The sequence below is a fragment of the Streptomyces sp. NPDC059248 genome (genome assembly GCF_042753905.1).
Taxonomy (GTDB): domain Bacteria; phylum Actinomycetota; class Actinomycetes; order Streptomycetales; family Streptomycetaceae; genus Streptomyces.
In genome coordinates this window covers 18,933-45,893 of record NZ_JBHYZV010000002.1, presented here as the reverse complement: position 1 = coordinate 45,893, position 26,961 = coordinate 18,933, and the positions used below count along the sequence as shown (strand labels likewise).

The window sequence follows — 26,961 nt, the reverse complement described above, 5'->3', positions numbered from 1 at the left end:
GTGGGCAAAGGAGTGGCCGGGGTGTCCGGTGCGCCGTGGGGCCGCGGCGCACCGAACGTGTCAGCCCCGGGTGGTGCCGGGAGCCAGACCGTCGGTCAGGGCGGTCGTGTTGGCGCGCATCATCCGCAGATAGGAGTCGGCGCCGCCGCCCTTCGCGGTCAGGGATTCGGAGAACAGCCCGATGACCCGTACATCGCCGTTCAGCTCCGAACGGAGCACCTCCGCCAGGCGCCGGGGCCGTGAGGAGTCGGCGAAGACGGTCCGTACACCGGCCTGCTCCATCGCGCGGGTGAGCGCGCGGAGATCGGACGAGCTGGGGGAGGCCAGGGTGGTGCCGCTCGGGATGACCGCGCCGATGACACGGAAGCCGAAGCGTTCGGCGAGATAGCCGAAGACGTGATGGTTGGTGACCAGGGCGCGCCGGTTCCCGGGGATGCGGTCGAACGACGCCTCCATCCAGGTGGTCAGCTCCACGAGGCTCCGGTCGTAGCGCGCGGCCCGGTCCCGGATCACGGTCGCGTCGACACCGTCGACGTGCTCGATCACCTGATCGGCGATCAGGCCGGTTGCCGTACGCATCCGGTCCGGGTCGGTCCAGAAGTGGGGGTCGGGCCGTCCGGCCTCTTCGGCGGGGCCGCCGCCGTCCTTCCCGAAGACGAGGGGGTCGACCGCCTTCCCCACCTCGACGACGGCCACCCCGGAGTCCCGGGCGGCGTCGACATGGCGCAGCACGTTCTCCTCCAGCCCCAGACCGTTGAAGACGACGAGGTCGGCCCGCTCCAGTTCGGCCGCCTGAACCGCGGAGAGCCCGAAGGAGTGCGGGTCGGCTTGGGGCTTCATCAGCACGGTGACCTCGGCCTCGTCGCCGACGATCTCCCGGGTGACATCGCCCAGGATGTTGGTGGTCACCACGACATGGGGCCGGCCGTCGTCGGACGCGGTGGTGCAGGCGGTACCGGCGGCACCCGTCGTGAAGACGAGCAGGGCCAGCAGCAGGGCGCGCGGCCGCACGGCCCGTACCCGCGTATGCCGAAGATTCGTACGTTCCGTCGTCATCGGCCGGTCTCCGCCATCAGGACCGGCTCGATGTCCAGCTCGAAGGAGCGGGCGATCCGCAGACCGTCGTTGTAGTCGATCTCGTGGACGCGTCTGCCCCGGGGGTCGTTGACATAGGCACGGCTGCGGTCGACCTCGATCACGGGCCCCCCGCCGCCGGGCCCGGCGGGATACCCGCCGGTCAGTAGTTTGCCGGTCCGGGAGATCCGCTTCCCGGTGGCGATGTCGTAGCCGTTCAGGGTCCCGTCCTTCTCCAGGACGAGCAGGGGGGAGCCCTCTCCCGCGGTGCCGGTGGCGACGACGGGCCCGGTCGCGATCCGCCGCCACGAGCGTTCCGTGACATCGAGGACCCATACGGCCCGTTCCCCGGCCGGCGCGGTGAGCGTGTCGCCGCCGGGGCGCTGCCGGAAGGCGGCCGCCCGCTCCGCCGCCGGTACCGCCCTGCCGTACGGGATCTTCTCCGCCGTGAAGGCGCCCTTCGAACGGCGCACGAGGAGGGCCCCGTCGGCGCAGCCGAAGACCACACCGCGGCCGGTGACGGCGTCGCCCCCGGGTGCGTCGCACTCCGCCCCCGCCGGGGACGCGACCCGTTCTCCGGCGCGGTCGTACACCACGGCCGTCGCCGGGCGGCCCGCGCCGCCGACGAGGGCGACCAGATGTTCCGCGTACGGGACGACGGCACCGGTATGCGTGCCGGGGAGGGTACGGGCGGCGCCGGTGCGGCCCTTCTCCAGAGCGGCCCGGTCGACGAGCCGGGCCCGGCCGTCCGGGGCGGTCACCGCGGTCACGGCGGCATCGCCGCGGATCCGCGCGTCCGGGTCCGCGGGGAGGTCGCCGACGTCGCGTATCGCCGCGCGGTAGTAGTGCACATGGTCTCCGTGGTCCACCGTCCACGTACCGCCGTCGACGACCCGGACGCCGTCCCGGGTGTGGAGGAAGCCGAAGCGGCCGTCGGTGCTCAGCCGGACGAGGCCCGCCGACCGGGGGGACCGGTGGACCGAACCGGTGACGAGGTCGAGGATCCGGACATCCCCGTCGGAAGGGTCGCCGAGCAGCAGCCGGGACTGCTGTTCGGCGGTCTCCCGGGCGCCTTCCACATAACCGTGCGGAGGGTCGGCCGACGGGGAACTCCGGGCCGGCGCGGACGCGTTGTCCGCCGTCCCGGCGCAGCCGGCGGCGAGCAGCGCGCCCAGCGCCACCGCGGCCGAGGCCCGAGAAGTGACGTTTCTTCGAATGGTCAAGACGATCGCCTCACGCTTTCTTCGATCGGCCGGGGCTTATGGCACCGGTGGCGCCCGTACCGCGCCCGCGCAGCCCCGACGCCAGATGGGAGAGGAAGAACAGGCTCACGGCGAGGGCCGAGACGGTCGCCCCGGCGGCGGTGCCGAGATGCCAGGACAGGAGCAGCCCGCCGGCGGTGGCCGTGACGCCGATGAGCGCCGCGATCCCCATCACGGCGGGCACACCGCGCGCCCAGGGCAGCGCCGCCGCGGGCGGGGCGATGAGCAGCCCCAGCACGAGCAGCGTCCCCACGATGTGGAACGAGGCCACGATGGCGAGGCCCAGCAGGCCCAGCAGTACGGCGTGGGCCAGGCCCGGCCGCAGTCCGAGGGTCCTGGCCTTGCGCGGGTCGAACGCCAGGGCGACGAAGGCCCGGTGGCCGAGCGCCGAGACGACCAGGGCCACCGCGAGCGCGGCTCCCAGCAGCACCAGGTCCCGCTCGCGGACGGCGAGGACGTCGCCGAAGAGGAAGCCGGTGAGATCGACCGCGAAGGACTGCGACCGCGACACGATGATCACGCCGAGGGAGAGCATGCCCACGAACAGCAGACCGATCCCGGTGTCCCGGGAGAGCCGTGGGGAGCGCTCCAGCACGGTGACCCCCGCGGTCATGACCGCCGCGCTCACCGCCGCGCCCACCAGCAGGTTCCCGCCGAGCAGCGCGGCCAGCGCCACTCCGGGCAGCAGCCCGTGGGACATGGCGTCCCCCAGGAAGGCCATCCCTCTGAGCACGACCCAGGTGCCGGCCGGCGCGCAGATCGCGGAGACCAGGATTCCGCCCCATAGGGCGCGTTGTACGAAGGCCGCCTCGAACGGCGCCGTCAGCCACTCCATGGCAGGACAGTACAATGAAAATCATGTTCAATAAAATGGCTCGTTCCGTCGGACCCCCGGATCCGACGACAGGTGTCCGGTTCACCGGCCTCTGCGCCGGCTACCCCGGACGTCTCGTTCTCCGCCAACTCACCGCGGCGATACCGGCGTCGGCGTCGACGGCGCTCGTCGGCCCGAACGGCAGCGGGAAGTCGACGCTCCTCGCGGTCCTGGCGGGCGTGATCGAACCGACATCGGGAGAGCTGCGATACGGAACGGAGCGCTCACCCGCCTTCGTCCCGCAGCGCACCGCCGTCGCCGACGCCCTGCCGCTGACCGTGCGGCAGACCGTGGCGATGGGGCGCTGGGGCGAACGGGGCCCCTGGCGCAGGCTGACCCGCCGCGACCACACGGCGGTGGACTCCGCGCTCGACCGGCTGGGCCTCGGCGACCTCGCCGCCCGCCAACTGGGCGAGCTGTCGGGCGGACAACGGCAGCGCGCGCTGGTCGCCCAAGGGCTCGTACAGGAGGCGGATCTCCTGCTCCTGGACGAGCCGACCACCGGGCTCGACCCCGAGGCCCGGGAGCGGATCGCGGCGCTGCTCACGGAACTCGTCGCCGACGGTGTCACCGTCGTCCAGGCCACCCACGATCTGGAGACGGCCCGCTCGGCGGACGCCTGCCTGCTGCTCCACGACGGACACCTGGCCGGCCGGGGACACCCCGATGAGGTCCTCACCGAGCCGGCGCTCGCCCAGGTATGGCATCCGGTCCCGGGGGCATGAGGCGGGGCCGCCGCGCGCCGGTCGGCCGTCCCGGGCTTGCGGTCGGCGGGGACGGGCAGGATGCCCACTATGCCGAACGAATCCCCGGTCCCGCGCCGCCCGCCCCTGCTGTGGGAGCAGCACTGCTGCCTGCCGTTGGAGAGGGGCGCCCCCGTCGGTGAACTGGCCCGCTACCGCCGGCCGGGAGGCAGCTTCGTCTCGGTGAACGTGGGCTATGTGCCCCACAGCGGCGACGATGTCACCGCCCTGATCACCGACTGGCGGGAGCGGATCGCCGCGGACGGCCGACTGCGGATTGCCGCGGGCGTCGGCGACATCGACGCCGCCGCGCTCGCGGGGGATGTCGCGGTCGCCTTCGACCTGGAGGACTCCGGCCCGCTCGAAGGGCGGCTCGACCGGGTGCGCCACTTCTACGACCTCGGTGTCCGCACGATGCTGCCGAGCTACAACACCCGCAACGCGGCGGGCGGCGGTTGTCTGGACGAGGTGGACGAGGGGCTCACCGCGTACGGCCGGGCGCTGATACGGGAGATGAACGCCGTCGGCATAGTGGCGGACGGATCCCACTGCGGCGCCCGGACCGGGCTCGACATGTGCGAGGTCTCGGAGCAGCCGGTGATCTACAGCCATTCCTGTATGCGCTCGGTGTGGGACCACCCCCGCAACATCACCGACGAGCAGGCCGAGAAGTGCGCCGCCACGGGCGGGGTCATCGGTATCACCGGGGTCGGAATCTTCCTCGGCCCCAACGACGCCGGCGTCGAAGCGCTGGTACGCCATATCGATCACGCCGTCGACCTCGTCGGCCCGGAACACGTCGGAGTGTCGACCGACTACCCGTTCGACCACGAGGACTTCAACGCGATGCTCCAACAGAGCCCGGAGCTGTACCCCGAGTGCTGCACCCGCTGGGGCCCGATCCGCTTCATGCCCCCGGAGGGCCTGCTGACCGTCGAGGACGCGCTGCTCGCCCGGGGCTACCCGGACTCCGCCGTCACCGCGATCCTGGGCGGCAACTTCCGCCGTGTCGCCGCGCGGGTGTGGCAGTAGGCCGTCAACCCGAGGCGGAACGAACTCGGGCCACCGGGGCCTGCTCTCCGCCGAGCGGCACGCGCGGTGTTACCGTCCCATCACATCGCCATGGAGAGGCGATCATGATCACAGATCATGTTGGAGCCCATGGCGACCTTCTGCGACAGCCGTACGGCCCCCGGCGACGGCGTGAGACGCCCATGAGCCAAAAGCACCGGCGACCGTCCCGGCGCGGTCTGTTCGTCCTCGGCGGCGGGCTCGTCCTCGCGCCGGTGCCGCTGGCCCTCCTCATCAAGGCGGAGCGGTCCGGAGAAAAGACCCCGGTCGAGCCCCGGCCGGGGGCCGACCGGCGACCCCACGCGGCGCCGGCCTCCACGGCCCCGCAGCCCCCGGGATGGATGGACGGCGTCGTCCGGAAGCCGATCGACGTGAACTTCCGCCCGGCTGAACGGACGGGGCAACGGGGGCTGATCCTGCACGTACAGGAGGGGGAGGGGTCGCTGTTCGAGCGGTTCTCGAACCCGTCGGTGCGGAGTTCGGCTCATTTCTGGGTCTCACAGGCCGGTGAGATAGAGCAGTACGTATCCGTCCACGACCGCTCCTGGACCCAGCGCGCGGGCAATGCCGACTGGTCGTCGATCGAGACGTCCGGGTTCGCCGGCCAACCGCTCACCGCGGCGCAGGTCGATGCCGTCGCCCGGGTCTATACCTGGGGCGCCCGGGTGCACGGCTGGCCGCCGGAGGTGACGGACTCCCCGAACGGCAGAGGTCTGGGCACCCACTCCATGGGCGGCGGAGCCTGGGGCGGGCACGCGTGCCCCGGGACGATACGGGCGCGGCAGCGCGAAGCCGTCATGGACCGGGTACGGCACTCCCTGCGCGGCTGACCGCGGAGGAGAGGCGGAGAAGAAGGAGAGCGGAAGCGCACCGGTGCGTACGGTCTATCCGGGGGGTACGGCCTCGGAGTGGGAATTCAGGATCGCCAGCTGGAGTTTCTGCAGGGGCAGTCCGGGCTCGATCCCGATCTCGGTCACCAGCCGGGTTCGCAGATCGCTGAAAACCTCGAGTGCCCGGGCGCGGCGGCCGCCGAGTGCGAGCGCCCGCATGTATTGGGCGTGCAGTCCTTCGTGCAGTGCGTGCTCATTGGTGAGGCCCGCCAGATCCGCGATGACCTCCTGGTGGCGACCCGCCCTGATTCTGGTCTCCGTCAAGGTCTCGATCACACCCAGCCGGGATTCGGTGAGCAGACGGCGCTTCGACTCGACGACCGGCCCCGCGGTGACATCCGCGAAAGCGGTCCCGCGCCATAGACCCAGCGCCTGGTCGAGCAGTCGAATACCGTCGAACTCACTGCCGCGGTTGATCGCCCGCCCGCCGAGATTCACCAGACGCTGGTACTCGACCCAGTCGAGTTCGGCGCCGCCGCTGTGGAAGCAGTATCCGCCGGCCCGGGTCTCCAGCACGTCGCGGGCAATGCCGGACGCGGGTAACCCGGCGAACCGGGCCAGCGACTTACGGCAGTTCAGAACATACGTCTGCAGGGTCCGCAGACCGCTCACCGGCGCTCCGTCGGGCCACAGTTCCCGCATGAGCGCCGAGGCCGGAACGACATGGTCCGCGTCGATGAGCAGCATCGCCAGGACGGTACGGACCTTCGGGGCGACCGTCATGGTGGCGGTCGAACTCCGCGCGCCGATATGCAGCGGGCCGAGTACTCCGAACCGGAATCCTTCGAGCGTCTCGCCGGCTGTGGACGAGTGCGGCGGTGTCAGTGGTCCACCGGTTGGGCGTTCGGGAAAATCCATGAGGTCTCCCATCGGCAGTCGAACCGCCGGGCCGCTCCGCCCGCCGGATGGTCGCCTGGTGCAATCTTTGCGTGCGAAGACCATCTGAGGCTAGTTCATATCATTTCATTACGCCTCCACTCGGGGCTTATCACGTGAGCGATGGCCGGATCGCGGGGGGCGTATCCGAGGAAGTGTTCTCGAACCGCGCGACGCCGGGCACCAGCAGACACAGCAGGCTGGACACGGCGACCACGACCCCGCCGCCGACCAGCGTCGCGGTCGCACCGATCAGCTCGACGACCGGCCCGACCAGGAGGTACCCGACGGGCAGCAGCGCGTAGGCGCCCAGTTGGTCCAGTGCGAACACCTTGCCGAGCTGATCGTTGGGGAAGGCCCGTTGCAGGGCGGACACCCAGTAGACGAAGTACAGCTCCACCACGAAGCCGCCCACCGCGAAGCAGAGCATCACCAGGGGCAGCGGAAGCGGTCCTGCGAGGCTCAGCGGCAGCAGCGCGTAGCCGGTGAGCGCGATCATCGACACCGTCCCCCGGGCCTTCGGCCGCAGGTGCCCGGCCACGGCGATGGCGGGCAGCGCGCCCAGACCCATGGCCGCCAGGATGTAGCCGTACGCGATATCGCCCCCGAACGCGTCGCGCGCGATCACCGGCAGCAGGGTCAGGGCGGTCGCCGAACCGGCGAACAGATGCAGACAGACCGTGCCCATGACGACCATCACCCAGGGGCGGCGGCGGATCGCCCGCAGCCCGTCGGCGGCCTCCGCGAGGATCGCGGCGCGGTGGCCCGTCCTCCGCGCGGCCTCCGGCACCCGCAGTACGGCCACCGCGCCGAAGGCGAAGACGGCGCTGGTGATCAGCAGGGCCGGGCGGATGCCGATCAGCGTCACCGCGGCGGCGCCCGCTATCGCCCCGAGGACGGCCGAGCCGCGATGCGCCGCGGACACCAGGGCGTTGCCGCGCTCCAGCAGCCGGTCGGGCAACAGGGTCGGGACGAGGGAGCGGTACGCCGGACGGGACAGCGCCTCGCCCGCTCCGACCAGGGCGGTGATCACCGGGAGCAGCCCCAGGGGCAGCCGGGTCAGCAGCACCGCGGTGGCCAGCAGCACCACGGCCCGGAAGCAGTCGGCGCCGATCAGGACGCGGGTGCGGCGCAGCCGGTCGGCGATGACACCACCGATCAGGAGACAGCCGACGAGGGCGATCGCCCGGCCGGCCAGCACCAGGCCGACATCCGCCGCGCCGCCTCCCTCGCGGAGGATGTAGAGGCTGAGGGCCACCGGAAGCAACTGGTCGCCGATGGCTCCGCCGGCCTGGCCCAGCCACAGGCGCAGAAAGCGGGGATGGCTCCGTAACGTCCCGCCGTCGGGCTTGTGGGGCTCGTTGGGGTCGTCGGGGTCGTCCGTCACGCCGATGTCGTCCGGGAGCGGCGTGTGTTCGGTCATGTATCGCCTTCTGTGGTCGGTTCTCCGCACGGCGCGGTGCCGGGGCTCCCAGTCTGTCAACCGCCGGACCGTGGGCGGGGGAGGACGGCGTGAACAGGCCGTCTCCTGCCGGTTCGGGCGCGGATACGGAGGATCAGCCGACCGCCGAGGGCGACGGGAAGGCGAAGTCGGACGGGTGCAGACGATCGGAACCGTCGGGGACGCCCGCGGACAGCAGATAGACGGCGAACTCCTCGTCGGGGTCCACACCGAGCAGCTGTTCCACCTGGCTGTCCGCGAAGGCCACCGTCTGGAACGGGCCGAGCCCCAGGGCGGTGGCCGCGAGGGCGAAGGTCTGGCCGTAGTGACCGGCGTCGTACATCCACAGGCGGTAGGCGCGCGGGTGGCGGTACTTCCACGCCAGCCGGTTCGCGACCGCCGTGGTGAAGACGGTGAAGGCGCCCTGGTAGGAGGCCTCCTGGTGGTAGGTCAGATCGGCGATGCGTTCGCGCGGGGCGTCGGTGCCGAGGAGCTCCAGGCAGTGGCGTGCCGCCGAGTAGTGGTACAGCCCCGGTGGCAGCCCGGTGATGTTGTACGCCACCACATACGCCTCGACCTCGTGGCGGCCCCCCGCGGAGGCGCTCACCCGGCACTGCTGTGTACCGAACGTGCCGCCGCTGATGAACCGATGCGGGGCAAAGCTGTGGAACAGCAGGGTGCTGAGCTGGTCCAGCGTGACCGGATCGGCCGTGAAGAGGCGATGTGTACGGCGGCGGGCGAAGACCTCGTCGGCCGGCATGTCCAGGGGCAGTATCCGGCGCGGCAGCGGTACGACGGGTGCCCCGGGGTACTCCTTGAAAGCCTCCGGCGCTCCGCCCTCGGCCACGATCTCGTCGGCCACCCCGGCCCGCTCGGGCGCGTCCTTGAGATAGTTGGCGTCCCGCGCCTCCAGATGGAAGCGCCGGGCCACGGCGCCCCATCGCTCCCAGAGCGCCGGGGTGGTGTCGGCGCCGTCGGGTGTGACCAGTATTCCCAGCCGTATCAGGGATATGACGGCCTCGCGGACGTCCTGTTCGTGTTCCGGGCCGAACGCGACGACGAGTTCGTCCAGTTCGATCCCGCTGCCCGCCTTGTCGACCACCTTCAGCAGATCCGGTGACAGTCTGACCCACTGCCGTCGCCCCGGGAGGCCGAGTTCCAGGCCGTCGGGAAGCCAGCGGCAGACCAACTGCTCCGGGCGGCGGACCTTCGTCATGGTTTCCCTTTCCGGGCGGGAGCGGTGAACGGGCGGTACCGTGACGGGAGTACGGTCGGCGGCGGGACGGCGCCCGGCTGCGCTGCGCGGCTCGCAGCGCAGCCGGGCGCTCTCGTCCTCAGCCCGGTGGTACGGGCCGTCAGCTGGACGGGTGGTGCAGCAGCACCTGTCCGGCGTCCTCGATGATCTCGATGACGAGCTTCATTTGTGTCACCCCCACTCCACGTCCGGTCGTCCCGCGGACGGATCGTCGACGGGGCCGCAGAACTCCTCCGAATCCCCGGGAAATATCCGAAGGATTCTCGATGAGTTCTCCGGTTGCGTAGAGAACGCTACGTTGTTCGGATTAATTCAATCAAGACAGTGCGGCGAGTCTGACGCAAAAGCGCTTGCCCGAATATGAAGGGTATATGAAATGCCTGGTCAGGGCGTTTTCTTGGAGTGTTGAAGTCCTTTCGGCGGTGCCAAAAAAGATTGCAGATGTTCTGCGAACGGGTTGCGAGTGAATCTCGACAGGGGTGCGGTATGGTGTCCGCGAATTTATGCCCGATGGGTGGGCCGGACGCTTGACGCGCGGACCGCCCGTCGGTCCGGACCGCCCGGGCCCGCGCCCATGTGCGGATCGGCCGGCGGATGTGAGCCCGCGGTGACGAGGCCGGTCTCGTACGCCACGACGACCAGCTGGGCCCGGTCCCGGACCCCCAGTTTGGCGATGAGCCGTCGTACATGGGTCTTCACCGTGGCCACACTCAGCCCGAGATGTTCCGCGAGATCCGGGTTGGGCACGCCCTGGCCCACGAGACGGAGGACTTGCAGCTCGCGCCGGGTCACCGAGGCCAGGTCCTGACGCAAGGGCGGACGGGGATCCCCGCGGCTCGCGAACTCCTGGATCAGCCGGCGGGTGATTCCCGGGGCGAGCAGCGCGTCTCCCGCCGCGACGATCCGGATCGCGGCGAGCAGATCGGCAGGCAGTACGTCTTTGAGGAGGAAGCCGCTCGCGCCGCCGCGGAGTGCCGCGTACACGTACTCGTCGAGGTCGAAGGTGGTCAGGATCAGTACCCGGGTGCCCGCGGTACGGGGGTCCGCGCAGATGCGGCGGGTCGCCTCCAGACCGTCCGTACCCGGCATCCGGATGTCCATGAGGACGACGTCCGGCCGCAGTCTCAGGGCGAGGTCGACGGCCTGGTCGCCGGTCACCGCCTCACCCACCACCGTCAGATCGGGAACACTGTCGACGAGCAGACAGAACCCCGCGCGCAGCAGGCCCTGATCGTCCGCGACGAGGACCCGGAACGGAGCCGTCACCGCTCCGCCCCGCGACGCCCGGTCCACCGGCCCGCGGTGGCCTGCCACCTCGGGACCCCGGACTCAGGGCCGGGCCCGCGGGGCAGCAGCAGCCGGACCCGGAACCCGCCGTCCGCCGTCGGCCCGGCCTCCACGTCACCCCCGTGCGCCGCGGCCCGCTCCGCCATCCCGACCAGCCCGTATCCCCCGCCGAGCCCCATCGCGGAGCCGGGCCGGGGCGATGGGCCGTTGACGATCTCGGCGACGACGGATCCCCGGTCGCCGGGGCGGATCACGACCCGGCAGCCGGCGGAGCCCGCGTGCCGGACGACGTTGGTCAGCGCCTCCTGCACGATCCGGTAGACCGTCGGACCCGTACCCGGTGGCAGTGCCGTGGCGGGGTCGACCGACAGCTCCACCGCCAGCCCCGTACCCGCCACCAGGGACGGCAGGTCGGCGAGCCCCGGCTCCCGGCCCGGCGCCGCCCACTCCCCGGCGGGCCCCGAACGCAGGGCGGTGAGCATCCGCCGCATCCCGGCGAGCGCCTCCCGGCCCGCCACCCCGACGAGCTCCAGCGTCTCCTCGGCCTCCCGCGGCCGCGTCGCGGCCACCGCTCGGGCGATCTCCGCCCGTACCGTGATCGCCGTCAGCTGATGGGCCACCACATCATGCAGGTCCCGGGCGATCCTGAGCTGTTCGTCCACCAGGGCCTGCCGGCCGGCGAGCGCCGCGTGCGCACGCTGCTCCCGGAGCGCGGTGCCGACCAGCCAGGACAGGGTCATCAGCACGGACGCGAAGACCGCGTCCGACAGGGCGTCGGACGGTGCCATCGGTCCCGGGCCCGCAGCCAGGGCGGCCGCCGACCAGGCCGCGCCGACGGAACCGGCGAACGCGACGCCCGCCCGCCGGCGGGACTCCCGTGTCGCGACCGTGTACAGAACCGCCCCCGCCGCCACCCACCCCCCTTGCCAGCTGGTGACCGCCACACCGCAGCCCGCCGCGGCAACGGCCACCGCCAGCGCCGGCAGCGGATGGCGCCGGCGGGCGGTGAGCGGCAGCCAGGCCACGACCGTCACGGTGACAGCCGCCGGCCCGGCCCGCCATGCCTCCCCCAACCCGAACACGGCGGCGAGCAGCACTCCCGCCCCCGCGTCGACCCCGGCCCAGTGGCCCGCGCCCAGCCTGCCGGCCACCAGTGGCCGAGACTCCCGTGTCCCCATGGCCGAACGCTATCGGCGCCCGTCCCGCCCACCGGTCAGTCCACAGGAGGGTCGTCCCAGGGCTGACTCATCCGCCCGGCCGATACCCCCACTACCCTCCTGGGCTGACAGCGGATTCCTGCCCGGGGCCGATTCCCCGGCGCCGGGGCGCCGGGAGGGTGGACGTATGACCTCCACCCGCAGAACCGTGCTCACCTCCGTCGCCGCGCTGGGCGCCGCGCTGACCGTCCCCGTCGGCAACGCCGCCGCCACCCCCGCCGGGTCCGTGCCGTTCCGGCTGCCCACCCCCGTCGGCCCGTACCGGATCGGAACCGTCCCCCTCCATCTCACCGACTCCTCGCGGCCGGAGCCCTGGGTCCCCTCCCGGCCCTGCCGCGAACTGATGATCACCGTCTGGTACCCCGCCGGACCCCGGGTCCCGGCCCGGTCCCACCCCAGGGCACCCTGGATGCCACCCGGTGAGGCCAGTCGCTGTCTGGCCCGGTCCGGACTCGGCCCCGACGCCGTGGACTTCGGCCGTACCCACGGACACCTCCGCGCCCCGGCCGCGGCCGCTCCCGCCGAAGGCCGCCCCGTGGTGCTGTACTCGCCGGGCTCCAACGCCTCGCGGGCCTTCGGCACCACCATCGCCGAGGACCTCGTCTCCCACGGCTACATCGTCGTCACCGTCGACCACACCTACGACGCGATCGCCGTCGAATTCCCCGGCGGACGGGTGGAGAGCCACCCCGATGGTGAGATCCGCGACTACGCGAAGGCACTCGCCGTCCGTACCGCGGACATCCGCTTCGTCCTGGACCGCCTCGACGACCTCCATGCGGCCTCCACCGACCCGCGTCTGCCGCCGGGCCTGTGCGAAGCCCTGGACCTGCGGCGCGTCGGTATGGTCGGCCACTCCCTCGGCGGAGCGACCACCGCCGGAGCCCTGCACTCCGATCCACGGATCACGGCCGGGGTGAGTCTCGACGGCGGTGCGGCCGGCCCCGTCGTGCACGCCGGTCTCGACCGCCCCTTCCTGATCGTCGACACCCCGGGCAAAGGCGGCTTCGCACACAACCCCGCACTGCGCGAACTCTGGTCACGACTGCGCGGATGGCGTATGCGCCTCACGGTCACCGGGGCGGCCCACCAGTCCTTCGGCGACGACGCGTTGCTCCTGCGTCTGATCGCCCCGCTGCTGGGCTGGACCCGACAGGAGCTGGAGGACCAGGTCGGAACACTCCCGCTCCACCGCGCCCAGGCGTTTCAGCGCGGCTGGCCCCGGGCCTTCTTCGACCTCCACTTCCACGGCCGGGACGGGCTCGTCGAGCAGTTGCCCCACCACTTCCCCGAGGTCCTTGTCAGCCGCTGACCACCCGTGCCCGGAGCGTGAGCGACTTCGCGCGGTCGCCGCCGCAGTGACGGTGATCACGGAGCCGCGCCGCGCGGCCTTCCGTAGGCTGTGGAGGTAGCTGGGACCCGGCGCGCACTGCCCGGACACACCCTTCGTTGTAGGCTGAGGAAACAGCCCTTGACCTGCACATACGCAGGCAGGGAGCCAAGATCCGGGAGTACCTCCATGCTGCGCACCATGTTCAAGTCGAAGATCCACCGGGCCACCGTGACACAGGCCGATCTGCACTACGTCGGCTCCGTCACCATCGACGGCGCCCTGATGGAGGCCGCGGATCTGCTGCCCGGTGAGCTGGTCCATATCGTCGACGTCACCAACGGTGCCCGGCTGGAGACCTATGTCATCGAGGGCGAGCGCGGCTCCGGTGTGATCGGGATCAACGGGGCCGCCGCCCATCTGGTCCACCCCGGGGATGTCGTCATCCTCATCAGTTACGCGCAGATGGACGACGCGGAGGCGCGGTCGCTGGTGCCGCGCGTGGTGCATGTGGACGGTGCCAACCGCATCGTGGAGCTGGGGACGGACGCCGGGGCGCCCGTGCCCGGGAGCCGGACCGAACGGAGTCCCGGAGCCGTCGTCAGCTGAGGCCGTCGGGCGGTGGCGGGGCGGAGGACCGAACCAACGCGAGGAGCGGGGCGATGGCCGACACACCGGAGTACGAGCTGCGGGACGACCGGACGCGAGGAGTACTGGAGGCGTCCGCGGGCGACGGCACCGACGCCGTGGCCGGGCGGATCGCGTACTTCGTCCTTGAACGGGACGGCGGGCCCGCCGCCCTGGTCGCCGTGCATACGGTGGTCGAGCCCGCGTACGAGGGCCGGGGCATCGCGGGCGCGCTGGTCCGCGAGTTCTACGCGATCGCGGGCCGCGAGGGCGTGGCCGTCGTACCGCTGTGTCCGTACGCAGCGCGCTGGGCCCAGCGGCATCCCGACGAGGCGCCCGCGGCACCGGCCGATCTCGTGGCGGCGGCCGACGCGGAGCTGCGGGCCCGGCCCGACCGGTGGTGAGCGTGCTCGCGCTGCTGCATACGTCGCCCGTGCACCCGCCGGTCTTCGACGCCCTGCGCGACCGGCACCATCCGGGCGTCGCGCTGCGTCACCTCGTCGACGAGGGGCTGCTGGCCCGCGCCGTCGCGCGGGGCCCGGCGGCGGTCGCGGGCGAGGTGTCCGCCGCCGTGGGGCGGGCCGTCGCGGACGGGGCCCGGGCGGTGCTCTGCACCTGCTCCACCATCGGGGCCGCCGCCGAGGCGAGCGCCGCCCGGCACGGGGTGCCCGTGCTGCGGGTCGACCGGCCGATGGCCGCCGAGGCCGCCGCCCGTGGCCGGGTCGTGGTGCTCGCCGCTCTGGAGAGCACCCTGGGCCCCACGGAGGCGCTGATCGGGGAAGAGGCCGCCGGGCGCCCCGTCGAACTGCGGAGCGTCCTGGTCCCGGACGCCTGGGCACGCTTCGAGGCCGGGGACGCGGAGGGGTATCTCCGGACGGTCGCCGCGGCGGTGGACGCCGTACGCGACGCCGGGGTGATCGTGCTGGCCCAGGCGTCGATGGCCCCGGCCGCCGACCGGACGGCCACCACGATCCCGGTCCTGTCCAGCCCCCGCCCGGGCCTGGCCGCCGCGGTGAAGGCCCTGACCGGAAGGTGATCTTCAGGGTGTGGGCCCGGCGGGCGCGGGAAGGCGTACCGGGAGACAGTGGAACGCAGGACTCCGGATCTGGGAGGTCCGTATGACCCAGCCCCCCGTACCCCCCTCGCCCATCCCCATGCCCGGCCCGCCGGGACCCGACCCGGGGCCGCTGCCCGGCCCCGTGCCGACCCCGCAGCCGCCGCCCACCCCGCCGGACCCGGTGACCCCGCCCGGTCCCGGCCCCGGCCCCGGTCCGGGACCCGAGCCCCAGCCGCAGCCCGGCCCGGCCTGAGCCGGCCGCCGAAGGGCCCCGCCCGGGCCTTGCCGCCCGGGCGGGGCCCTTAGGTCGTCTCTTGTGGATCTTGCCGGGCTCGCGTGCCCTGGCACCGCGCCTCGCCGCGTTGTCGTCAATCACCAATGCTCCGCAGTGGCTCAATCCTCCGCCTTGCGATCCACGGCACCAGACCCCGCTCCCTGATCCGGCCTGATCCACAAGAAACGACCTAGGCGGGTCAGCCCGCCGGGATCTCCGAGCGGTCGCCGCCCCACAGCGTGTGGAACGAGCCCTCACGGTCGGTACGCCGATAGGTGTGCGCCCCGAAGAAGTCGCGCTGCCCCTGGGTGAGGGCCGCCGGGAGGCGCTCCGCGCGCAGCGCGTCGTAGTAGGCCAGGGACGCCGAGAAACCGGGCGTCGGCACACCCTGGCGGGCCGCCGTCGCGACGACCTCCCGCCAGTCGTCCTGCGCCGTGCCGATCTCCGCCGCGAACTGCTTGTCCGACAGCAGGCTCGGCAGGTCGGGACGGACGTCGTACGCCTCCCGGATCCGGTCGAGGAAGTCCGCCCGGATGATGCAGCCCGCCCGCCAGATCGACGCCACCGAGCCGAGGTCGACGTTCCAGCCGTACTCGTCGCTGCCCGCGGCGATCTGGTGGAAGCCCTGGGTGTAGGAGACGATCTTCGACGCGTACAGCGCCTGCTCCACGGCCGCGGCGAAGGCCGCCGCCTCCGCTTCGCCGAGCGGTCGCGGCGAGGGACCCGGCAGGTCCCGGGACGCCTCCCGCAGCGCCGCGTGGCCCGAGACGGAGCGGGCGAAGACCGCCTCCGCGATCCCCGACACGGGCACCCCGAGGTCCAGCGCGATCTGCACCGTCCAGCGGCCCGTGCCCTTCTGCTCGGCCCGGTCGGCGACGACGTCCACGAACGGCTTCCCGGTCGCCGCGTCCCGATGGGCCAGGACCTCCGCCGTGATCTCGATCAGATACGAGCCCAGCCGCCCGCGGTTCCACTCCCGGAAGGTCTCGGCGATCCGCTCCGGCGAATACCCCGCCACCGAGCGGAGCAGATCGTACGCCTCGGCGATGAGCTGCATGTCGGCGTACTCGATGCCGTTGTGCACCATCTTGACGAAGTGCCCCGCCCCGTCCGGGCCGATATGGGCCACGGTCGGCGCGCCGTCGGGCGCCTTCGCCGCGATCCGCTCCAGGAGCGGGCCGAGGGACGCGTACGACTCGGCCGAACCGCCGGGCATGATGCTCGGACCGTGCAGCGCGCCCTCCTCGCCGCCGGAGATGCCCGTCCCCACGAAGTGGATGCCGCGCTCGCGCAGTTCCCGCTCACGGCGCCGGGTGTCGGCGAAGTGCGCGTTGCCGCCGTCGATGATGACATCGCCCTCGTCGAGCAGCGGCGCGAACTCCTCGATCACCGCGTCCGTCGCCTCGCCCGCCTTGACCATGACCACCAGCCGCCGCGGCCGTTCGAGCGCCGCGACGAACTCCTCGGCGGTCTCGGCGGGGACGAACGAGCCCTCGTCGCCGAACTCGTCGACCAGCGCCCTGGTCTTGGCCGCCGTCCGGTTGTGCACCGCCACCGTGAAGCCGTTGCGGGCGAAGTTGCGGGCGAGATTGCGGCCCATCACCGCGAGTCCCGTGACGCCGATCCGGGCGGTACCGCTCATGGCAAACTCCTGGAGTCCGAAGGCATGTGCCGAACATCACCCGCGCCGGGCACGGGTGATGTCCTGCCGGTCGATTGGTCGGTCGTGCGTGGTGCCGCGGGTCTGCCGCTCACTCGTCATCAATTCCTGCGGGGCCCCGAAAATTTCCCCGCCCGAGCCCATGTTCGCCCCGATGCCACGGGCATACGGCGGCGTTCGGGCGATGTCCCGGACCCCCGTGAAAACGGCCCGCCCAGGGTGTCCGCCCCCGTCTGCCGCCGTGCGCGGGTGGCTGAGCCCTTGTCACGGCCCGAGTGCACGGCCTAGGTTGACGGCTTGGTACGTGACCGTTCCGTGATCTACGGTGCTTGAGCTCGACCAGCCGTACCGTCGTACCAGTTCGTATCAGTTCTGCCTGCACCCAGGGGGAGAAGCACCATGGCCGCAACCGGTCGCCACCGCCGCCAACAGCCGAGCCGAATCAACCGTGCGTCGTTGACGGTCACCGCGGGCGGCGCCGGAATGGCCCTCCCGCTGATCGCCGCGGGCACCAGCCAGGCCGCCTCCGTCGACGTCTGGGAGAAGGTCGCCGCCTGCGAGTCGACCAACAACTGGAAGATCAACACCGGCAACGGCTACTACGGCGGGCTCCAGTTCAGCCAGTCCACCTGGGATGCGTTCGGCGGCCGGGAGTACGCCCCCCGCGCCGACCTCGCCAGCAAGGACCAGCAGATAGCGGTCGCCGAGCGGGTCCTGGACGCCCAGGGCCCCGGCGCCTGGCCCACCTGCTCCTCCCAGGCCGGGCTCACCCGCGGCGGCGACAGCCCCGACATCTCGCCCGAGCGCGGCGGGGGCGACCAGCGGGCCGCCTCCGCGCAGGGCGGCCGTACCGCGGCCGCCCCCCAGGAGCGCAAGGCCGCCCCGCAGCGGACCGCGCCCCCGAAGCAGCAGAAGGCGACCCCGACCACGGTCCCCACCCAGCGCCAGGGCTATACGGTCGCCGGCGGCGACTCCCTCTCCCGGATCGCCGACGCGAAGAACGTCCGCGGCGGCTGGCCCGCCCTCTACGAGCAGAACCGCGACACCGTCGGCTCCGACCCCGACCTGATCTATCCCGGCCAGAAGCTGGTCATCAAGATGACCGCGCCCGCCGGCACCAAGGGCTCGGCGCCCGCGAAGGAGCGCGCGACCACCCCCGACCGGACCCCGAAGACGGCCGCCCCCGCGCCCCGTCAGCGGACCAGCGGCGACGAGACCCGGAAGCAGGCGCCCCGCAAGGCCGCGCCCGAGGCGAGGACGGACCGGGCCGAACGGCCCGCCGCCAAGCCCGCGCAGAGCCACCAGCAGAAGGCCAAGCCCCGGAAGACCCAGCAGGCCGCACCGTCCCGGGCCGGGCTCAGCGCCCCCGTCGACGGCTCCATCGGCACCTCGTACCGCAAGTCCGGCTCCGCCTGGTCCAGCGGCTACCACACCGGGGTCGACTTCCCCGTCGCCACCGGGACCTCGGTGAAGTCCGTCGCCAACGGTCTCGTCGTCTCCGCGGGCTGGGCCGGCGCCTACGGCTACCAGGTCGTCGTCCGCCACAACGACGGCAAGTACAGCCAGTACGCCCATCTCTCCGCGCTCACCGTGCGCTCGGGCCAGCAGGTCGGCAGCGGCCAGCGCATCGGCCGCTCGGGCAACACCGGCAACAGCTCGGGGCCCCATCTGCACTTCGAGGTCCGTACCGGCCCCGGCTACGGCACCGATATCGACCCCGTCGCCTACCTCAGGTCCGGTGGCGTCTCACTCTGAGCGCCGCGCCGCCGCGGCGGTCCGCCGTCCCTCCGCGGGCGCCGGTACCGCCCGGTGGTCCCGGAGCCCGGCGGCGGCCCGGTATCGCGTACGGCGGTGTCCGCAGGTACGAAACCCCCGCCTCCCGGCCTTCGGCGCGCCCCGGCCGCCGGACCCGGCCGCTCCGTGCCCCGTACGCGACGAACCGCCCGGCAGCTCCCCGGCGGTGGCCGGACCCCCGGCCACCGGTGCCGCGCCCGTGGCGTCGGACGGCTCACCGGACATCTCGCCGGACGACCCGGCCGGTGTCCCGCGGGTGTGCCCCGACGCCCCGCCGGCCACGGCGATCTCGCGGTCGCGGGAGGCCGCCAGCCGCTCCGACGTGAGGAGCGCGAGCCCGGCCGCCGCCACCGCGCCGAAGCCGATCGCCAGCACCGTGCCCGGCGCGCCGCCGCGGAACGACTCCCCGAGCATCGTCAGCCCGACCGCCGTCGCGACCACCGGGTTGACCACCGTCACCGTCGCCAGCGGAGCCGCGAGCCCCGCGCCCCGGTACGACGCCTGCGACAACAGCAGTCCACCGGTGGCCAGTACGGCGACCGCGATCAGGCTGGGCCACTGGGCGAACGGATCCGACCAGTCCCAGTCGACCGCCACGGTCTTGGTGAACACCGAGGCGATACCGAACGCCACGCCCGCGGCCGCCGCGAGCAGCACGCTCCGCAGCACCGGCCGGTTGATCGTCTGCGCCACCAGGAACAGCAGGGCCACCGCCCCGAACGTCACCGCCGCCAGCAGACCCCGCTGACCCGTCCCCAGCGACGAGGACGCGGAGTTCCCGGCGTCGCCGCTGAGCACCAGCAGCCCCGCGAGCCCCACGGTCGCCAACAGCGCCCCGCGCCAAGCCGCGGCGCCCGCCCGCCGCCGTACGAACACCGCGGCCAGCGGCAGCGCGAACACGATCGTCAGCGCGCCCAGCGGCTGGACGACACTGAGGGGCCCGTAGGCCAGGGCTATGACATGCAGCAGCGCGCCGACCCCGTTGAGGGCCACGGCACACCACCACCCGGCGTGGTTCAGGGGGGCGTAGGCGCGCGCGGTCGCCGCGACGTGCTCCTGCACGATCGCCCCGGCCGCATAGGCGACCGCGGAGACCAAGGACAGCAGCACGGCGAGCAGAAGGGGACTCATAGAGATCACGATCCCTCTGTTACGACGTCCCGTCGTCGTCCTGGAGCAGGCGATGTCTCATACTGCCGACGGAGTACGAGCGTAGGCCCCAAGTCTGAGACCCGGCGTTCGAGCAGGTCAGCGGGGTAGTACCAGGGGGACGTCCAGTAAGGGGCGGAACCCGCGGGTCCGGACGTACCCGCCCCGTGCGCCCGGGGGACGTACGGGACGCGACCGGCGCCCCGCGCGGCGGTTCGACGGCCGATACGACCACGGTACGCCCGTCGTGCCACGATGCGACAGCCGTCGACGGGCACCGGAACGCCGGAACGCCGGAACGTCGATCCATCGGACCGTCGGACCGTCGGAAACACAGCACGGTCGTGGAAGCAGGAGGAGGAGCGGCGCGATGAGCGGGAGAACAGGGCTGGAAGCCATCGGGGGCTTCTTCGCCCTGCGCACGACGGGCGCGCCGCCGGAGGGCGCCGCGGAGCCCGACGGTACGGAGCCGGGCGCGGCGACCGCCCCCACCCTCGCCGCCGTCTACGCGGGCGGCACCGACGCGCTCGCCCGCCGGGTGGATCTGGTCGCCGGCCGCCTCGGAGCCCGTGAGCGGCGCGTCGCCGCGTCCGTCGCCCAGCTCGGCCTCGCCGCCCGGCTCTGGTCCGTCGCCCTCGGCTCCGCCGCGCTCCACGGCACCCTCCCGGCGCTGCGCCCCGCCGACCTCCGCTGGACGTACGACCGTTCGTCCCCGGACGATCTGCTGCTGACCGACCCGCACACGGTGCCCGCTTCGGTCACCGCGATCCGGTCGGCCGTCCAGGAAGCCCATCTCGTGCCGCTCGCCGCGGCCCTGCGCCGCGACACCCCGGTCTCGGCCCGGCTGCTGTGGGGCAACGCGGGCTCGGCGCTCGCCGGGGCGGTCCGCGAGATCGACGCCTGGGCCCGCCGTACCGGCCGTACCGACGCCGCCGCCAGGGCCAGGACCCTCGCCGACGGGCTCTTCGCCCATCCCGACCTCGCCGGGACCGTCCGGGGCCCGGGGATGCGGCGGACCAGCTGCTGTCTGTACTACCGGACGGGCGGCGGGCTCTGCGGCGACTGCGCCTTCGACGCTCCGCCGGGGCCGCGGGGAGCCGCCGGGCCCGGCTGAACCGGGCAGCGGGGCCGCCGGAACCGGGCCGGCGGAGGGGGCCGGGCACCGGCCGGGACGATCACATTTGGTCCGTACCCCTCCACTCGGTAAAATCGCGATTTTGGAACCCCCGGGTGATCAGTGCGCGGTCCGCCCCGCGTGCCCCGCGATCGAGGAATGGCACAGCTCATGACGGTGACAGAGGACAGCCCCGCCACGTACGGGCCCGGTATCGACCCGGAGCGGCTGGCCGTCTGCCTCAGCGTGCTGGACGAGCTGGACCAGCTGGACGTCGACCACCCCGACGCGATCACCGTCCGCCGCGCCACCGCGGGCATCTACCGTACGGTCAAGCAGCGCAGGCGCCAGGAGCGCCGGGCCTCCAAGACCGCGCACGACAAGGCCGTGACCGAGGCCACCGCCACCGGGTCCGCCGAGCGGATCGACGACGAGACCGAGGGCCTGCTGCCGTCCTCGTCGGTCAGCGGCGACCTCGCGGGCATACTCAGGCGCCCCCGGTCCTGCTACGTCTGCAAGACCAGGTACGTCGAGGTCGACGCCTTCTACCACCAGCTCTGCCCGCCGTGCGCGGTCGAGAACCGGGCCCGCAGGGACGCCCGTACCGACCTCGCAGGCCGGCGCGCGCTGCTCACCGGCGGCCGGGCCAAGATCGGGATGTACATCGCGCTGCGGCTGCTCCGTGACGGGGCCCACACCACGATCACCACCCGCTTTCCCCATGACGCCATCCGCCGCTTCAAGGCCATGCCCGACAGCGACGACTGGATCCACCGGCTCAAGATCGTCGGGATCGATCTGCGGGACCCGGCGCAGGTCGTCGCCCTCGCCGACTCGGTCGCGGCCGAAGGGCCCCTGGACATCCTGATCAACAACGCGGCGCAGACCGTCCGCCGCTCCCCGTCGGCCTACCGCGAGCTGGTCGCCGCCGAGTCCGCGCCGCTGCCTGCGGGCGAGCTGCCCCCCGCCGAGGTGATCGGCACCTTCGGCAGCGGCGCCGTGGACGCGGTCGCCGCCCTGCCGCGCGCCGCGGGCGAGGGCCTGACGGCGGCGGACGTCACCGGGCTCGCCCTGATCTCCGGATCGGCGACCCCGGCCCGGATCGAAGCCGGTACGGCGATCGACGCGGGCGGGCTCGTACCCGATCTGGACCCCACCAACAGCTGGATCCAGACCGTCTCCGAGGTCGACCCGGTCGAGCTGCTGGAGGTCCAGCTCTGCAACTCGACCGCGCCGTTCATCCTGATCAGCAAGCTCCGCCCGGCGATGGCTGCGGCGTCCGCGCGCCGGACGTACGTCGTCAACGTCTCCGCCATGGAAGGCGTGTTCAGCCGCGGCTACAAGGGTGCCGGGCATCCGCACACCAATATGGCCAAGGCGGCGCTGAACATGCTCACCCGCACCAGCGCCGAGGAGATGTTCCGTTCCGACGGGATCCTGATGACGGCCGTCGACACCGGCTGGATCACCGACGAGCGCCCGCACCCGGACAAGATGCGGCTGGCCGACGAGGGCTTCCACGCCCCGCTCGACCTGGTCGACGGCGCGGCCCGGGTCTACGACCCCATCGTGCGCGGCGAGGCGGGCGAGGACCTGTACGGCTGCTTCCTCAAGGACTACGCGCCCGGGAAGTGGTAGGGCGTCCCGCGCCGGGCGGGCGGTAGACCCCTCTCCCGGCGCCGCCCGGCGCCCTATGGGCGGTGAACCGGCCACCCGGCCCGGTCCCGGGCCCCTGCGCCGTACGGCGGTGAACCGGCCACCCGGCCCCGGCGGGCCCGTCCCGAGCGGCCGGAATTCGCCGAATCCGGGGCGGCCGTCGGACGGCCGCGACCGCCGAAACGTTTCCGCTCGGTAACCACTCGCGTCACCGATGCCACTGCTCCATCCGGGGCACCACCCCTCACATCGGTCAGGCCCTTCTCCCGGGCCCCGCCGCCGCGGTTCTTCGATCGGATCACGGCTGGAATGCGAGGAATTCTCCAGTACCCATCGAGCGGCCACCCGCTCATGTGGTTACTCTGAGAGGCACGGACGCCACCAAGAGGATCCACAAAAGCCCCTTGGCCGTCCTGGGACACGTCTGCAACCAGGCTGCGGTCCCGCCCGAAAGCCGGCGCCACCGCGACCGAATCGCCCTGTCCCTTGTTACGCGACACAGAGGAGTTCGCGGTGACACCTGAGGTGAAGCAGCACGAGACGCGCCCCCCGGAACGCACCCGGGAGCGGGTCGCCCGCTCGGAGAAGCTCGGCAGTCTGGACGTGTGGGCCAGGTCGGCCCCGATCCGGCTGGCGGGATACGAGGACGATCTCGCCGAGCCGCATATCCTGCCCGGAATCGACTGACCGGAATTGATCGACTGATCGGCGGATCATCCGCCCGACGCCCGTGCCCCCGCCGAACCGGCGGGGGCACGGGCGTTCCGGGAGCCGTCCGGCATCGTCCGGCCCCCGACCGGCCCGCCGGGGGCATCGCGCCGGATCGGGCCGGTGCCGGACGCCGCTGCCGGACGGGTCCGGGTCAGCGGTCGAGCCGTGTCGGCGGCCAGAACTCCCGTACCCCGTCCCGGTGCCACCACGCGCCCGTCTCCCGCCGCTCGCGCCGGGTGGTGTACCGGTAGCGCCAGATCCGGGCGCGTACGAAGGCCGGCGGGGCGTCCGGGAACGGATTCGCCCCCAGCAGCCGCAGGGTGTCCCGGTCACCCGCCAGCAGCCGCTCCAGCAGCGGCCCGAACCAGGGGCGGGCGTAGCCCGGCGAGAGCGCCGCGAACCACATCAGCCAGTCCAGCCGCAGATGGTACGGGGCGAACTGACGGGGCATCCGGTACGGATCCGTCGGCTTGCCCCGGAAGCCGTACTCCCGCCACACCGTGTCCGGGCCGACGGCCGGTTCGTCCGTCCCCTCGATCACCACCTCCCGCCGTACCCGGCCCACCGAGCCGAACGCGCCGTAGGAGTTGACCAGGTGCAGCGGATCCCAGCTGGTGTTCATCCGCTGCTCCCGGGAGAGCAGATTGCGCGCCGGCCGGTAGCTGCGGACCGCCACCAGGGCGGTGACCGCGAAGACGAGGACCGCGTACCAGAGCGGTGGCGCGGGCAGGGCGTGCGGCGGGGAGGCGATCAGGGACCCGTCGACCGCCGAGAGCGCCAGGGCGATCGTCAGCCAGTTCAGCCAGGCGAAGTTGCCGGACAGCACCAGCCACAGCTGGGTGCAGACGATCAGACCGGCCGCCGCGGTCGCCACCGGTCGGGGCGTGAAGAGCAGGAACGGCAGTACGAGCTGCGCGACATGGTTGGCCGCGGCCTCCACCCGGTGCAGCGGGCGGGGCAGTCGGTGGAAGAACCGGCTCAGCGGGCCCGGCATCGGCTGGGTCTCGTGGTGGTAGTACAGACACGTCAGATCGCGCCAGCACCGATCGCCGCGCATTTTGATCATCCCGGCCCCGAACTCCACCCGGAACAGCAGCCAGCGCAGCAGGAACAGCACCAGGACCGGGGGAGCGGTCCGGTCGTTGCCGAGGAAGACCGCGAGGAAACCGGTCTCCAGCAGCAGGGACTCCCAGCCGAAGCCGTACCAGATCTGGCCGACGTTGACGATGGAGAGGTACAGCACCCACAGCACCGCCCACCAGGCCATCGCCGCGGCGAGCGGGAGGTCGTCGGCGGCCCCCGCCACCAGCGCGGCGGAGAGCGCCGCCCCCGCCCAGGCGCAGCGGGCGAACAGCCGGTCCGAGTAGTGGAACCGGAAGATCCCCGGCGCCCTGCGGAACGGCAGCCCGCGCAGATACGCGGGCACGGGCAGCATGCCCTTCTCGCCGATCAGCGCCCGGAACTGGAGCGCCGCCGTGAGAAAGGCGACCAGGTACACGGCCGCCAGGGCCCGCTGGAAGAGCAGACGGCTCAGCCAGTAGCCGTCGTCACCGAACCACTCCATCGCGTCCAGTATCCGACGGCGCGTACGGACCCGGCACCCGGGACGCGCCCGCCGGGGCCGCCAGCCGTCGTACCGTACGGCCCAGCCGGCGGGCGTAGGCGCGCTGCACCGGCGGTACCAGCGGACCGGCGAGCCGGACCAGCGGGCGGGCCGGGCGGCTGAAGGCCATGACGGTGAACCAGACCGAGCCGTCGTCCCGGATGTCGACGACGAAGCACTCCTCGCCGCGTTCCGGGTGGCCCGGCAGCGTGCCGTAGCCGAAGCCGGTACGCGCCGGGCCCGTCTCCGCCCAGACGACCGCGCAGCGCCCCGAGATCCGCAGCGGCCCGACACCCAGGGACACCTCCACCTGGGTCCCCGGCTCGGCCCGCGGCCCGGTGGTCCGCGGCCGGGTGCCGGACGCGCCGTGCATCCGCCAGTCGAGGACGGCCGCGCCCGCGGCCTCGTACACCGCGCGTCCGCGGCCGATCCGGACCGTGTGGTGCAGATGGCTGTAGCCGTCGGGCATCGGTCCCAGCCGGGTCGCCCCCGTCTCCGGGTACGTCGGGACGGCCCGGAGGGGGACGAGCCCGCCGGGCGGCCGCGGTGCCCCGCCGCCGCCGGACGCCCGTTCCACGAGCCGGGTCACCAGGCCCACCACCGCCGACGCCATATGTGCCACCCCCATGAAGTCCTTCCCCCTGACGGCCGAGCCTAGGCGCACTGTTGAACGCGTTCAAGTCGCGGGGTCCGGGCGGATCCGGAAGAAAGGACGCAGAGGCACCGCGGACCCCGGGTCCCGGCTGCGCGGCCACGGCATCGGCACCCCGGAGGAACGGGCGGAGAGGCGGAAGCGGACCATGCGGAAGCGGAAGTTGTACGGACGGGCGAGGCCCGGCCGCCGGTGGCCGCTGGCGGTCGCCGCCCTGCCCGCCGCCGTCTGCATCGGCGTCCTCGCCGCGGGCTGCGGCGGCGGTACGGGGCAGGAACGGGAGCGGGACGAGGAGGTCCATCTCCGGCCCGCGACGGAGCAGGGCCCCGATCCGTACACCGCGACCAGCGCCAGGACGCTCTCCACCCCCGTACCCGAGCCCGTCGTCCCGGGCACCGGCGGTGGTGGCGCGCCCGAACGCGGCCACACCCTGCGCACCATGTCGGGCGCCACACCGGGGCTGTACGGCGGTACCCGCTCGGTCGGGAGCTGCGACGTCGAACGCCAGCTCACCCTGCTGCGGGCGGACGACGCCAAGGCGGGCGCCTTCGCCGACGGCGCGGATGTCTCCCGCGGCCGCCTCCCGGCCTTTCTGCGCGGTCTTACGCCCGTGGTGCTGCGGGCGGACACCCGTGTCTCCGGCCACGGCTACCGCGCCGGAGGGGGCGCGGTCCCCGCCCGCCAGCTGGTGCTCCAGGCGGGGACGGCGGTGCTGGTGGACCGGTACGGCGTGCCCCGGGTGCGGTGCGCTTCGGGGACACCGCTGTCCCCGCCCGTCGCCGTGAAAGGCGGGGTGATCCAGCGGGGGGCCGCGTGGAAGGGGTACCGCACGGACCGGGTCGTGGTGGTCAAGGCCACCACCAGGCCCCTGGAGAGCCTGGTCATCGTCGACGTCTCCGAGGACACCTGGATCGACCGGGCGACCGGCACGGACGGCGAGGAGGACCGGCGGCCCGACGTGGTGCCCCCGGTCAACCCCGACGACGTCTACGCGTATCCGGCGGCGAGGGAACAGGAGGCCGCCGCCGCCCCCGACGCCCCGGACGACACCGGGGCCGCGGACGACACCGGGGTCGCGCGGGACACGGCTCCCGGCGAGCCCCTGTTCGCACCGGACGGCGAGGGCGCCGCGGCCGGGGAGGACTACGCGGACGCCGAGATCGACCCGCTGGACCCGCTGGACCCGCTGGACGGCCGGGACGTCCCTGACGCTCGGGACGCCGAGGGATTCGATCTCCTCCCCGGCGAGGACGCGGATGTCCTTCAGGGCCCCGTGGAGACCGGATCCGGTGCGGCCGGGGAGCCGGACACCTACGCGGGCTGACCCGCCGAACCCGTAGACAA

24 protein-coding genes are annotated in these 26,961 nt (G+C 72.9%); 12 read left to right on the top strand and 12 right to left on the bottom strand.

The genetic code is table 11. From position 1 onward, the window contains the following. Window positions 1-60: 60 nt before the first annotated feature. The 3 genes from aztC to aztB are packed head-to-tail and all read right to left on the bottom strand — an operon-like array spanning window position 61 to window position 3,171. Window positions 61-1,056 (bottom strand): zinc ABC transporter substrate-binding protein AztC, encoded by a 996-nt coding sequence (gene aztC / locus ACFXG1_RS01220; RefSeq protein ID WP_384714153.1) that lies wholly within the window; start codon window positions 1,054-1,056, stop codon window positions 61-63. Further along, the gene (locus tag ACFXG1_RS01215) at window positions 1,053-2,297 is read right to left on the bottom strand and encodes a hypothetical protein (protein ID WP_384740087.1); all 1,245 of its coding nucleotides are present in this window, start codon (window positions 2,295-2,297) and stop codon (window positions 1,053-1,055) included. Before ACFXG1_RS01215 ends, aztC begins: the two co-directional genes overlap by 4 nt. A 10-nt stretch (window positions 2,298-2,307) precedes the next feature. Next, the gene (gene aztB / locus ACFXG1_RS01210; RefSeq protein ID WP_384714147.1) at window positions 2,308-3,171 is read right to left on the bottom strand and encodes a zinc ABC transporter permease AztB; all 864 of its coding nucleotides are present in this window, start codon (window positions 3,169-3,171) and stop codon (window positions 2,308-2,310) included. Between the two features lie 14 nt (window positions 3,172-3,185). Between aztB and aztA the strand changes: the two genes are divergently transcribed. The 3 genes from aztA to ACFXG1_RS01195 all read left to right on the top strand — a co-directional run bounded on the left by aztA (window position 3,186) and on the right by ACFXG1_RS01195 (window position 5,854). Further along, window positions 3,186-3,935 (top strand): zinc ABC transporter ATP-binding protein AztA, encoded by a 750-nt coding sequence (aztA, locus tag ACFXG1_RS01205; RefSeq protein ID WP_384714145.1) that lies wholly within the window; start codon window positions 3,186-3,188, stop codon window positions 3,933-3,935. Between the two features lie 69 nt (window positions 3,936-4,004). Beyond that, window positions 4,005-4,985, top strand: a complete 981-nt coding sequence (locus ACFXG1_RS01200) for a dipeptidase (RefSeq protein WP_384714143.1) — start codon at window positions 4,005-4,007, stop codon at window positions 4,983-4,985. 182 nt (window positions 4,986-5,167) lie between these two features. Further along, window positions 5,168-5,854, top strand: a complete 687-nt coding sequence (locus ACFXG1_RS01195) for an N-acetylmuramoyl-L-alanine amidase (RefSeq protein ID WP_384714140.1) — start codon at window positions 5,168-5,170, stop codon at window positions 5,852-5,854. A gap of 54 nt (window positions 5,855-5,908) precedes the next feature. Here ACFXG1_RS01195 and ACFXG1_RS01190 read toward each other — a convergent pair whose 3' ends face one another. The 5 genes from ACFXG1_RS01190 to ACFXG1_RS01170 form a co-directional block, all read right to left on the bottom strand. Then, window positions 5,909-6,772 (bottom strand): BTAD domain-containing putative transcriptional regulator, encoded by an 864-nt coding sequence (locus ACFXG1_RS01190; RefSeq protein ID WP_384714137.1) that lies wholly within the window; start codon window positions 6,770-6,772, stop codon window positions 5,909-5,911. Between the two features lie 130 nt (window positions 6,773-6,902). Further along, window positions 6,903-8,213, bottom strand: a complete 1,311-nt coding sequence (locus tag ACFXG1_RS01185) for an MFS transporter (RefSeq protein ID WP_384714134.1) — start codon at window positions 8,211-8,213, stop codon at window positions 6,903-6,905. A 133-nt stretch (window positions 8,214-8,346) separates the two neighbouring features. Beyond that, a complete protein-coding gene (locus tag ACFXG1_RS01180) occupies window positions 8,347-9,447 on the bottom strand; it encodes a SagB/ThcOx family dehydrogenase (RefSeq protein ID WP_384740080.1) in 1,101 nt (366 codons plus the stop codon). Between the two features lie 540 nt (window positions 9,448-9,987). Further along, window positions 9,988-10,752, bottom strand: coding sequence for a response regulator (locus ACFXG1_RS01175; RefSeq protein ID WP_384718822.1), 765 nt, complete (start codon window positions 10,750-10,752; stop codon window positions 9,988-9,990). After that, on the bottom strand, window positions 10,749-11,951 hold the full coding sequence (locus ACFXG1_RS01170) for a sensor histidine kinase (RefSeq protein ID WP_384718820.1): 1,203 nt from the start codon (window positions 11,949-11,951) through the stop codon (window positions 10,749-10,751). Before ACFXG1_RS01170 ends, ACFXG1_RS01175 begins: the two co-directional genes overlap by 4 nt. Before the next feature lie 166 nt (window positions 11,952-12,117). On the opposite strand from ACFXG1_RS01170, the gene ACFXG1_RS01165 reads away from it, so the two are divergent. The 4 genes from ACFXG1_RS01165 to ACFXG1_RS01150 all read left to right on the top strand — a co-directional run bounded on the left by ACFXG1_RS01165 (window position 12,118) and on the right by ACFXG1_RS01150 (window position 14,983). Then, window positions 12,118-13,302, top strand: a complete 1,185-nt coding sequence (locus ACFXG1_RS01165) for an alpha/beta hydrolase family protein (protein WP_384718818.1) — start codon at window positions 12,118-12,120, stop codon at window positions 13,300-13,302. 207 nt (window positions 13,303-13,509) lie between these two features. Next, window positions 13,510-13,929, top strand: a complete 420-nt coding sequence (panD, locus tag ACFXG1_RS01160) for an aspartate 1-decarboxylase (protein WP_384718816.1) — start codon at window positions 13,510-13,512, stop codon at window positions 13,927-13,929. A gap of 53 nt (window positions 13,930-13,982) precedes the next feature. Next, window positions 13,983-14,351 carry a GNAT family N-acetyltransferase gene (locus tag ACFXG1_RS01155; RefSeq protein WP_384718814.1) on the top strand — a complete coding sequence of 123 codons (369 nt, stop codon included), beginning with the start codon at window positions 13,983-13,985 and terminating at the stop codon, window positions 14,349-14,351. 2 nt (window positions 14,352-14,353) lie between these two features. Beyond that, complete coding sequence (locus tag ACFXG1_RS01150; RefSeq protein ID WP_384740074.1) at window positions 14,354-14,983, top strand: aspartate/glutamate racemase family protein; 630 nt, start codon at window positions 14,354-14,356, stop codon at window positions 14,981-14,983. Between the two features lie 494 nt (window positions 14,984-15,477). On the opposite strand, the gene gndA is transcribed toward ACFXG1_RS01150, so the two are convergent. Then, complete coding sequence (gene gndA / locus ACFXG1_RS01145) at window positions 15,478-16,920, bottom strand: NADP-dependent phosphogluconate dehydrogenase (RefSeq protein ID WP_384723879.1); 1,443 nt, start codon at window positions 16,918-16,920, stop codon at window positions 15,478-15,480. Window positions 16,921-17,337: 417 nt separating this feature from the next. Between gndA and ACFXG1_RS01140 the strand changes: the two genes are divergently transcribed. After that, on the top strand, window positions 17,338-18,693 hold the full coding sequence (locus tag ACFXG1_RS01140; RefSeq protein ID WP_384740070.1) for a transglycosylase family protein: 1,356 nt from the start codon (window positions 17,338-17,340) through the stop codon (window positions 18,691-18,693). Here ACFXG1_RS01140 and ACFXG1_RS01135 read toward each other — a convergent pair. Beyond that, entirely contained in the window at window positions 18,685-19,863 is a 1,179-nt protein-coding gene (locus ACFXG1_RS01135) for a DMT family transporter (protein WP_384740067.1), read from the bottom strand. The genes ACFXG1_RS01140 and ACFXG1_RS01135 overlap by 9 nt on opposite strands. Window positions 19,864-20,251: 388 nt before the next feature. Between ACFXG1_RS01135 and ACFXG1_RS01130 the strand changes: the two genes are divergently transcribed. From ACFXG1_RS01130 to ACFXG1_RS01120, 3 genes are all read left to right on the top strand, one after another. Continuing rightward, window positions 20,252-20,995, top strand: coding sequence for an IucA/IucC family C-terminal-domain containing protein (locus ACFXG1_RS01130; RefSeq protein ID WP_384740064.1), 744 nt, complete (start codon window positions 20,252-20,254; stop codon window positions 20,993-20,995). Between the two features lie 171 nt (window positions 20,996-21,166). Next, window positions 21,167-22,633: an SDR family NAD(P)-dependent oxidoreductase gene (locus ACFXG1_RS01125; RefSeq protein ID WP_384719732.1), complete on the top strand. Its 1,467-nt coding sequence runs from the start codon at window positions 21,167-21,169 to the stop codon at window positions 22,631-22,633. Window positions 22,634-23,164: 531 nt separating this feature from the next. Continuing rightward, window positions 23,165-23,338 (top strand): hypothetical protein, encoded by a 174-nt coding sequence (locus ACFXG1_RS01120; RefSeq protein WP_384740061.1) that lies wholly within the window; start codon window positions 23,165-23,167, stop codon window positions 23,336-23,338. Between the two features lie 175 nt (window positions 23,339-23,513). On the opposite strand, the gene ACFXG1_RS01115 is transcribed toward ACFXG1_RS01120, so the two are convergent. Then, the gene (locus ACFXG1_RS01115) at window positions 23,514-24,926 is read right to left on the bottom strand and encodes a lipase maturation factor family protein (RefSeq protein WP_384723776.1); all 1,413 of its coding nucleotides are present in this window, start codon (window positions 24,924-24,926) and stop codon (window positions 23,514-23,516) included. Further along, a complete protein-coding gene (locus ACFXG1_RS01110; protein WP_384740260.1) occupies window positions 24,910-25,542 on the bottom strand; it encodes a DUF1990 family protein in 633 nt (210 codons plus the stop codon). The genes ACFXG1_RS01115 and ACFXG1_RS01110 overlap by 17 nt, the downstream gene beginning before the upstream one ends. A 223-nt stretch (window positions 25,543-25,765) precedes the next feature. Here ACFXG1_RS01110 and ACFXG1_RS01105 point away from each other — a divergent pair, with 223 nt between their 5' ends. Further along, window positions 25,766-26,941: a DUF6777 domain-containing protein gene (locus ACFXG1_RS01105; RefSeq protein ID WP_384718701.1), complete on the top strand. Its 1,176-nt coding sequence runs from the start codon at window positions 25,766-25,768 to the stop codon at window positions 26,939-26,941. The last annotated feature ends 20 nt before the right edge of the window (window positions 26,942-26,961 follow it).

Coding starts and splice junctions, on each gene's coding strand:
- ACFXG1_RS01125 (WP_384719732.1), top strand. CDS start 21,167: ATGACGGTGACAGAGGACAGCCCCGCCACGTACGGGCCCGGTATCGAC.
- aztB (WP_384714147.1), bottom strand. CDS start 3,171: ATGGAGTGGCTGACGGCGCCGTTCGAGGCGGCCTTCGTACAACGCGCC.
- ACFXG1_RS01185 (WP_384714134.1), bottom strand. CDS start 8,213: ATGACCGAACACACGCCGCTCCCGGACGACATCGGCGTGACGGACGAC.
- ACFXG1_RS01165 (WP_384718818.1), top strand. CDS start 12,118: ATGACCTCCACCCGCAGAACCGTGCTCACCTCCGTCGCCGCGCTGGGC.
- ACFXG1_RS01130 (WP_384740064.1), top strand. CDS start 20,252: ATGAGCGGGAGAACAGGGCTGGAAGCCATCGGGGGCTTCTTCGCCCTG.
- gndA (WP_384723879.1), bottom strand. CDS start 16,920: ATGAGCGGTACCGCCCGGATCGGCGTCACGGGACTCGCGGTGATGGGC.
- ACFXG1_RS01190 (WP_384714137.1), bottom strand. CDS start 6,772: ATGGATTTTCCCGAACGCCCAACCGGTGGACCACTGACACCGCCGCAC.
- ACFXG1_RS01195 (WP_384714140.1), top strand. CDS start 5,168: ATGAGCCAAAAGCACCGGCGACCGTCCCGGCGCGGTCTGTTCGTCCTC.
- ACFXG1_RS01115 (WP_384723776.1), bottom strand. CDS start 24,926: ATGGAGTGGTTCGGTGACGACGGCTACTGGCTGAGCCGTCTGCTCTTC.
- panD (WP_384718816.1), top strand. CDS start 13,510: ATGCTGCGCACCATGTTCAAGTCGAAGATCCACCGGGCCACCGTGACA.
- ACFXG1_RS01170 (WP_384718820.1), bottom strand. CDS start 11,951: ATGGGGACACGGGAGTCTCGGCCACTGGTGGCCGGCAGGCTGGGCGCG.
- ACFXG1_RS01180 (WP_384740080.1), bottom strand. CDS start 9,447: ATGACGAAGGTCCGCCGCCCGGAGCAGTTGGTCTGCCGCTGGCTTCCC.
- ACFXG1_RS01140 (WP_384740070.1), top strand. CDS start 17,338: ATGGCCGCAACCGGTCGCCACCGCCGCCAACAGCCGAGCCGAATCAAC.
- aztA (WP_384714145.1), top strand. CDS start 3,186: ATGAAAATCATGTTCAATAAAATGGCTCGTTCCGTCGGACCCCCGGAT.
- ACFXG1_RS01155 (WP_384718814.1), top strand. CDS start 13,983: ATGGCCGACACACCGGAGTACGAGCTGCGGGACGACCGGACGCGAGGA.
- ACFXG1_RS01200 (WP_384714143.1), top strand. CDS start 4,005: ATGCCGAACGAATCCCCGGTCCCGCGCCGCCCGCCCCTGCTGTGGGAG.
- aztC (WP_384714153.1), bottom strand. CDS start 1,056: ATGACGACGGAACGTACGAATCTTCGGCATACGCGGGTACGGGCCGTG.
- ACFXG1_RS01135 (WP_384740067.1), bottom strand. CDS start 19,863: ATGAGTCCCCTTCTGCTCGCCGTGCTGCTGTCCTTGGTCTCCGCGGTC.
- ACFXG1_RS01105 (WP_384718701.1), top strand. CDS start 25,766: ATGCGGAAGCGGAAGTTGTACGGACGGGCGAGGCCCGGCCGCCGGTGG.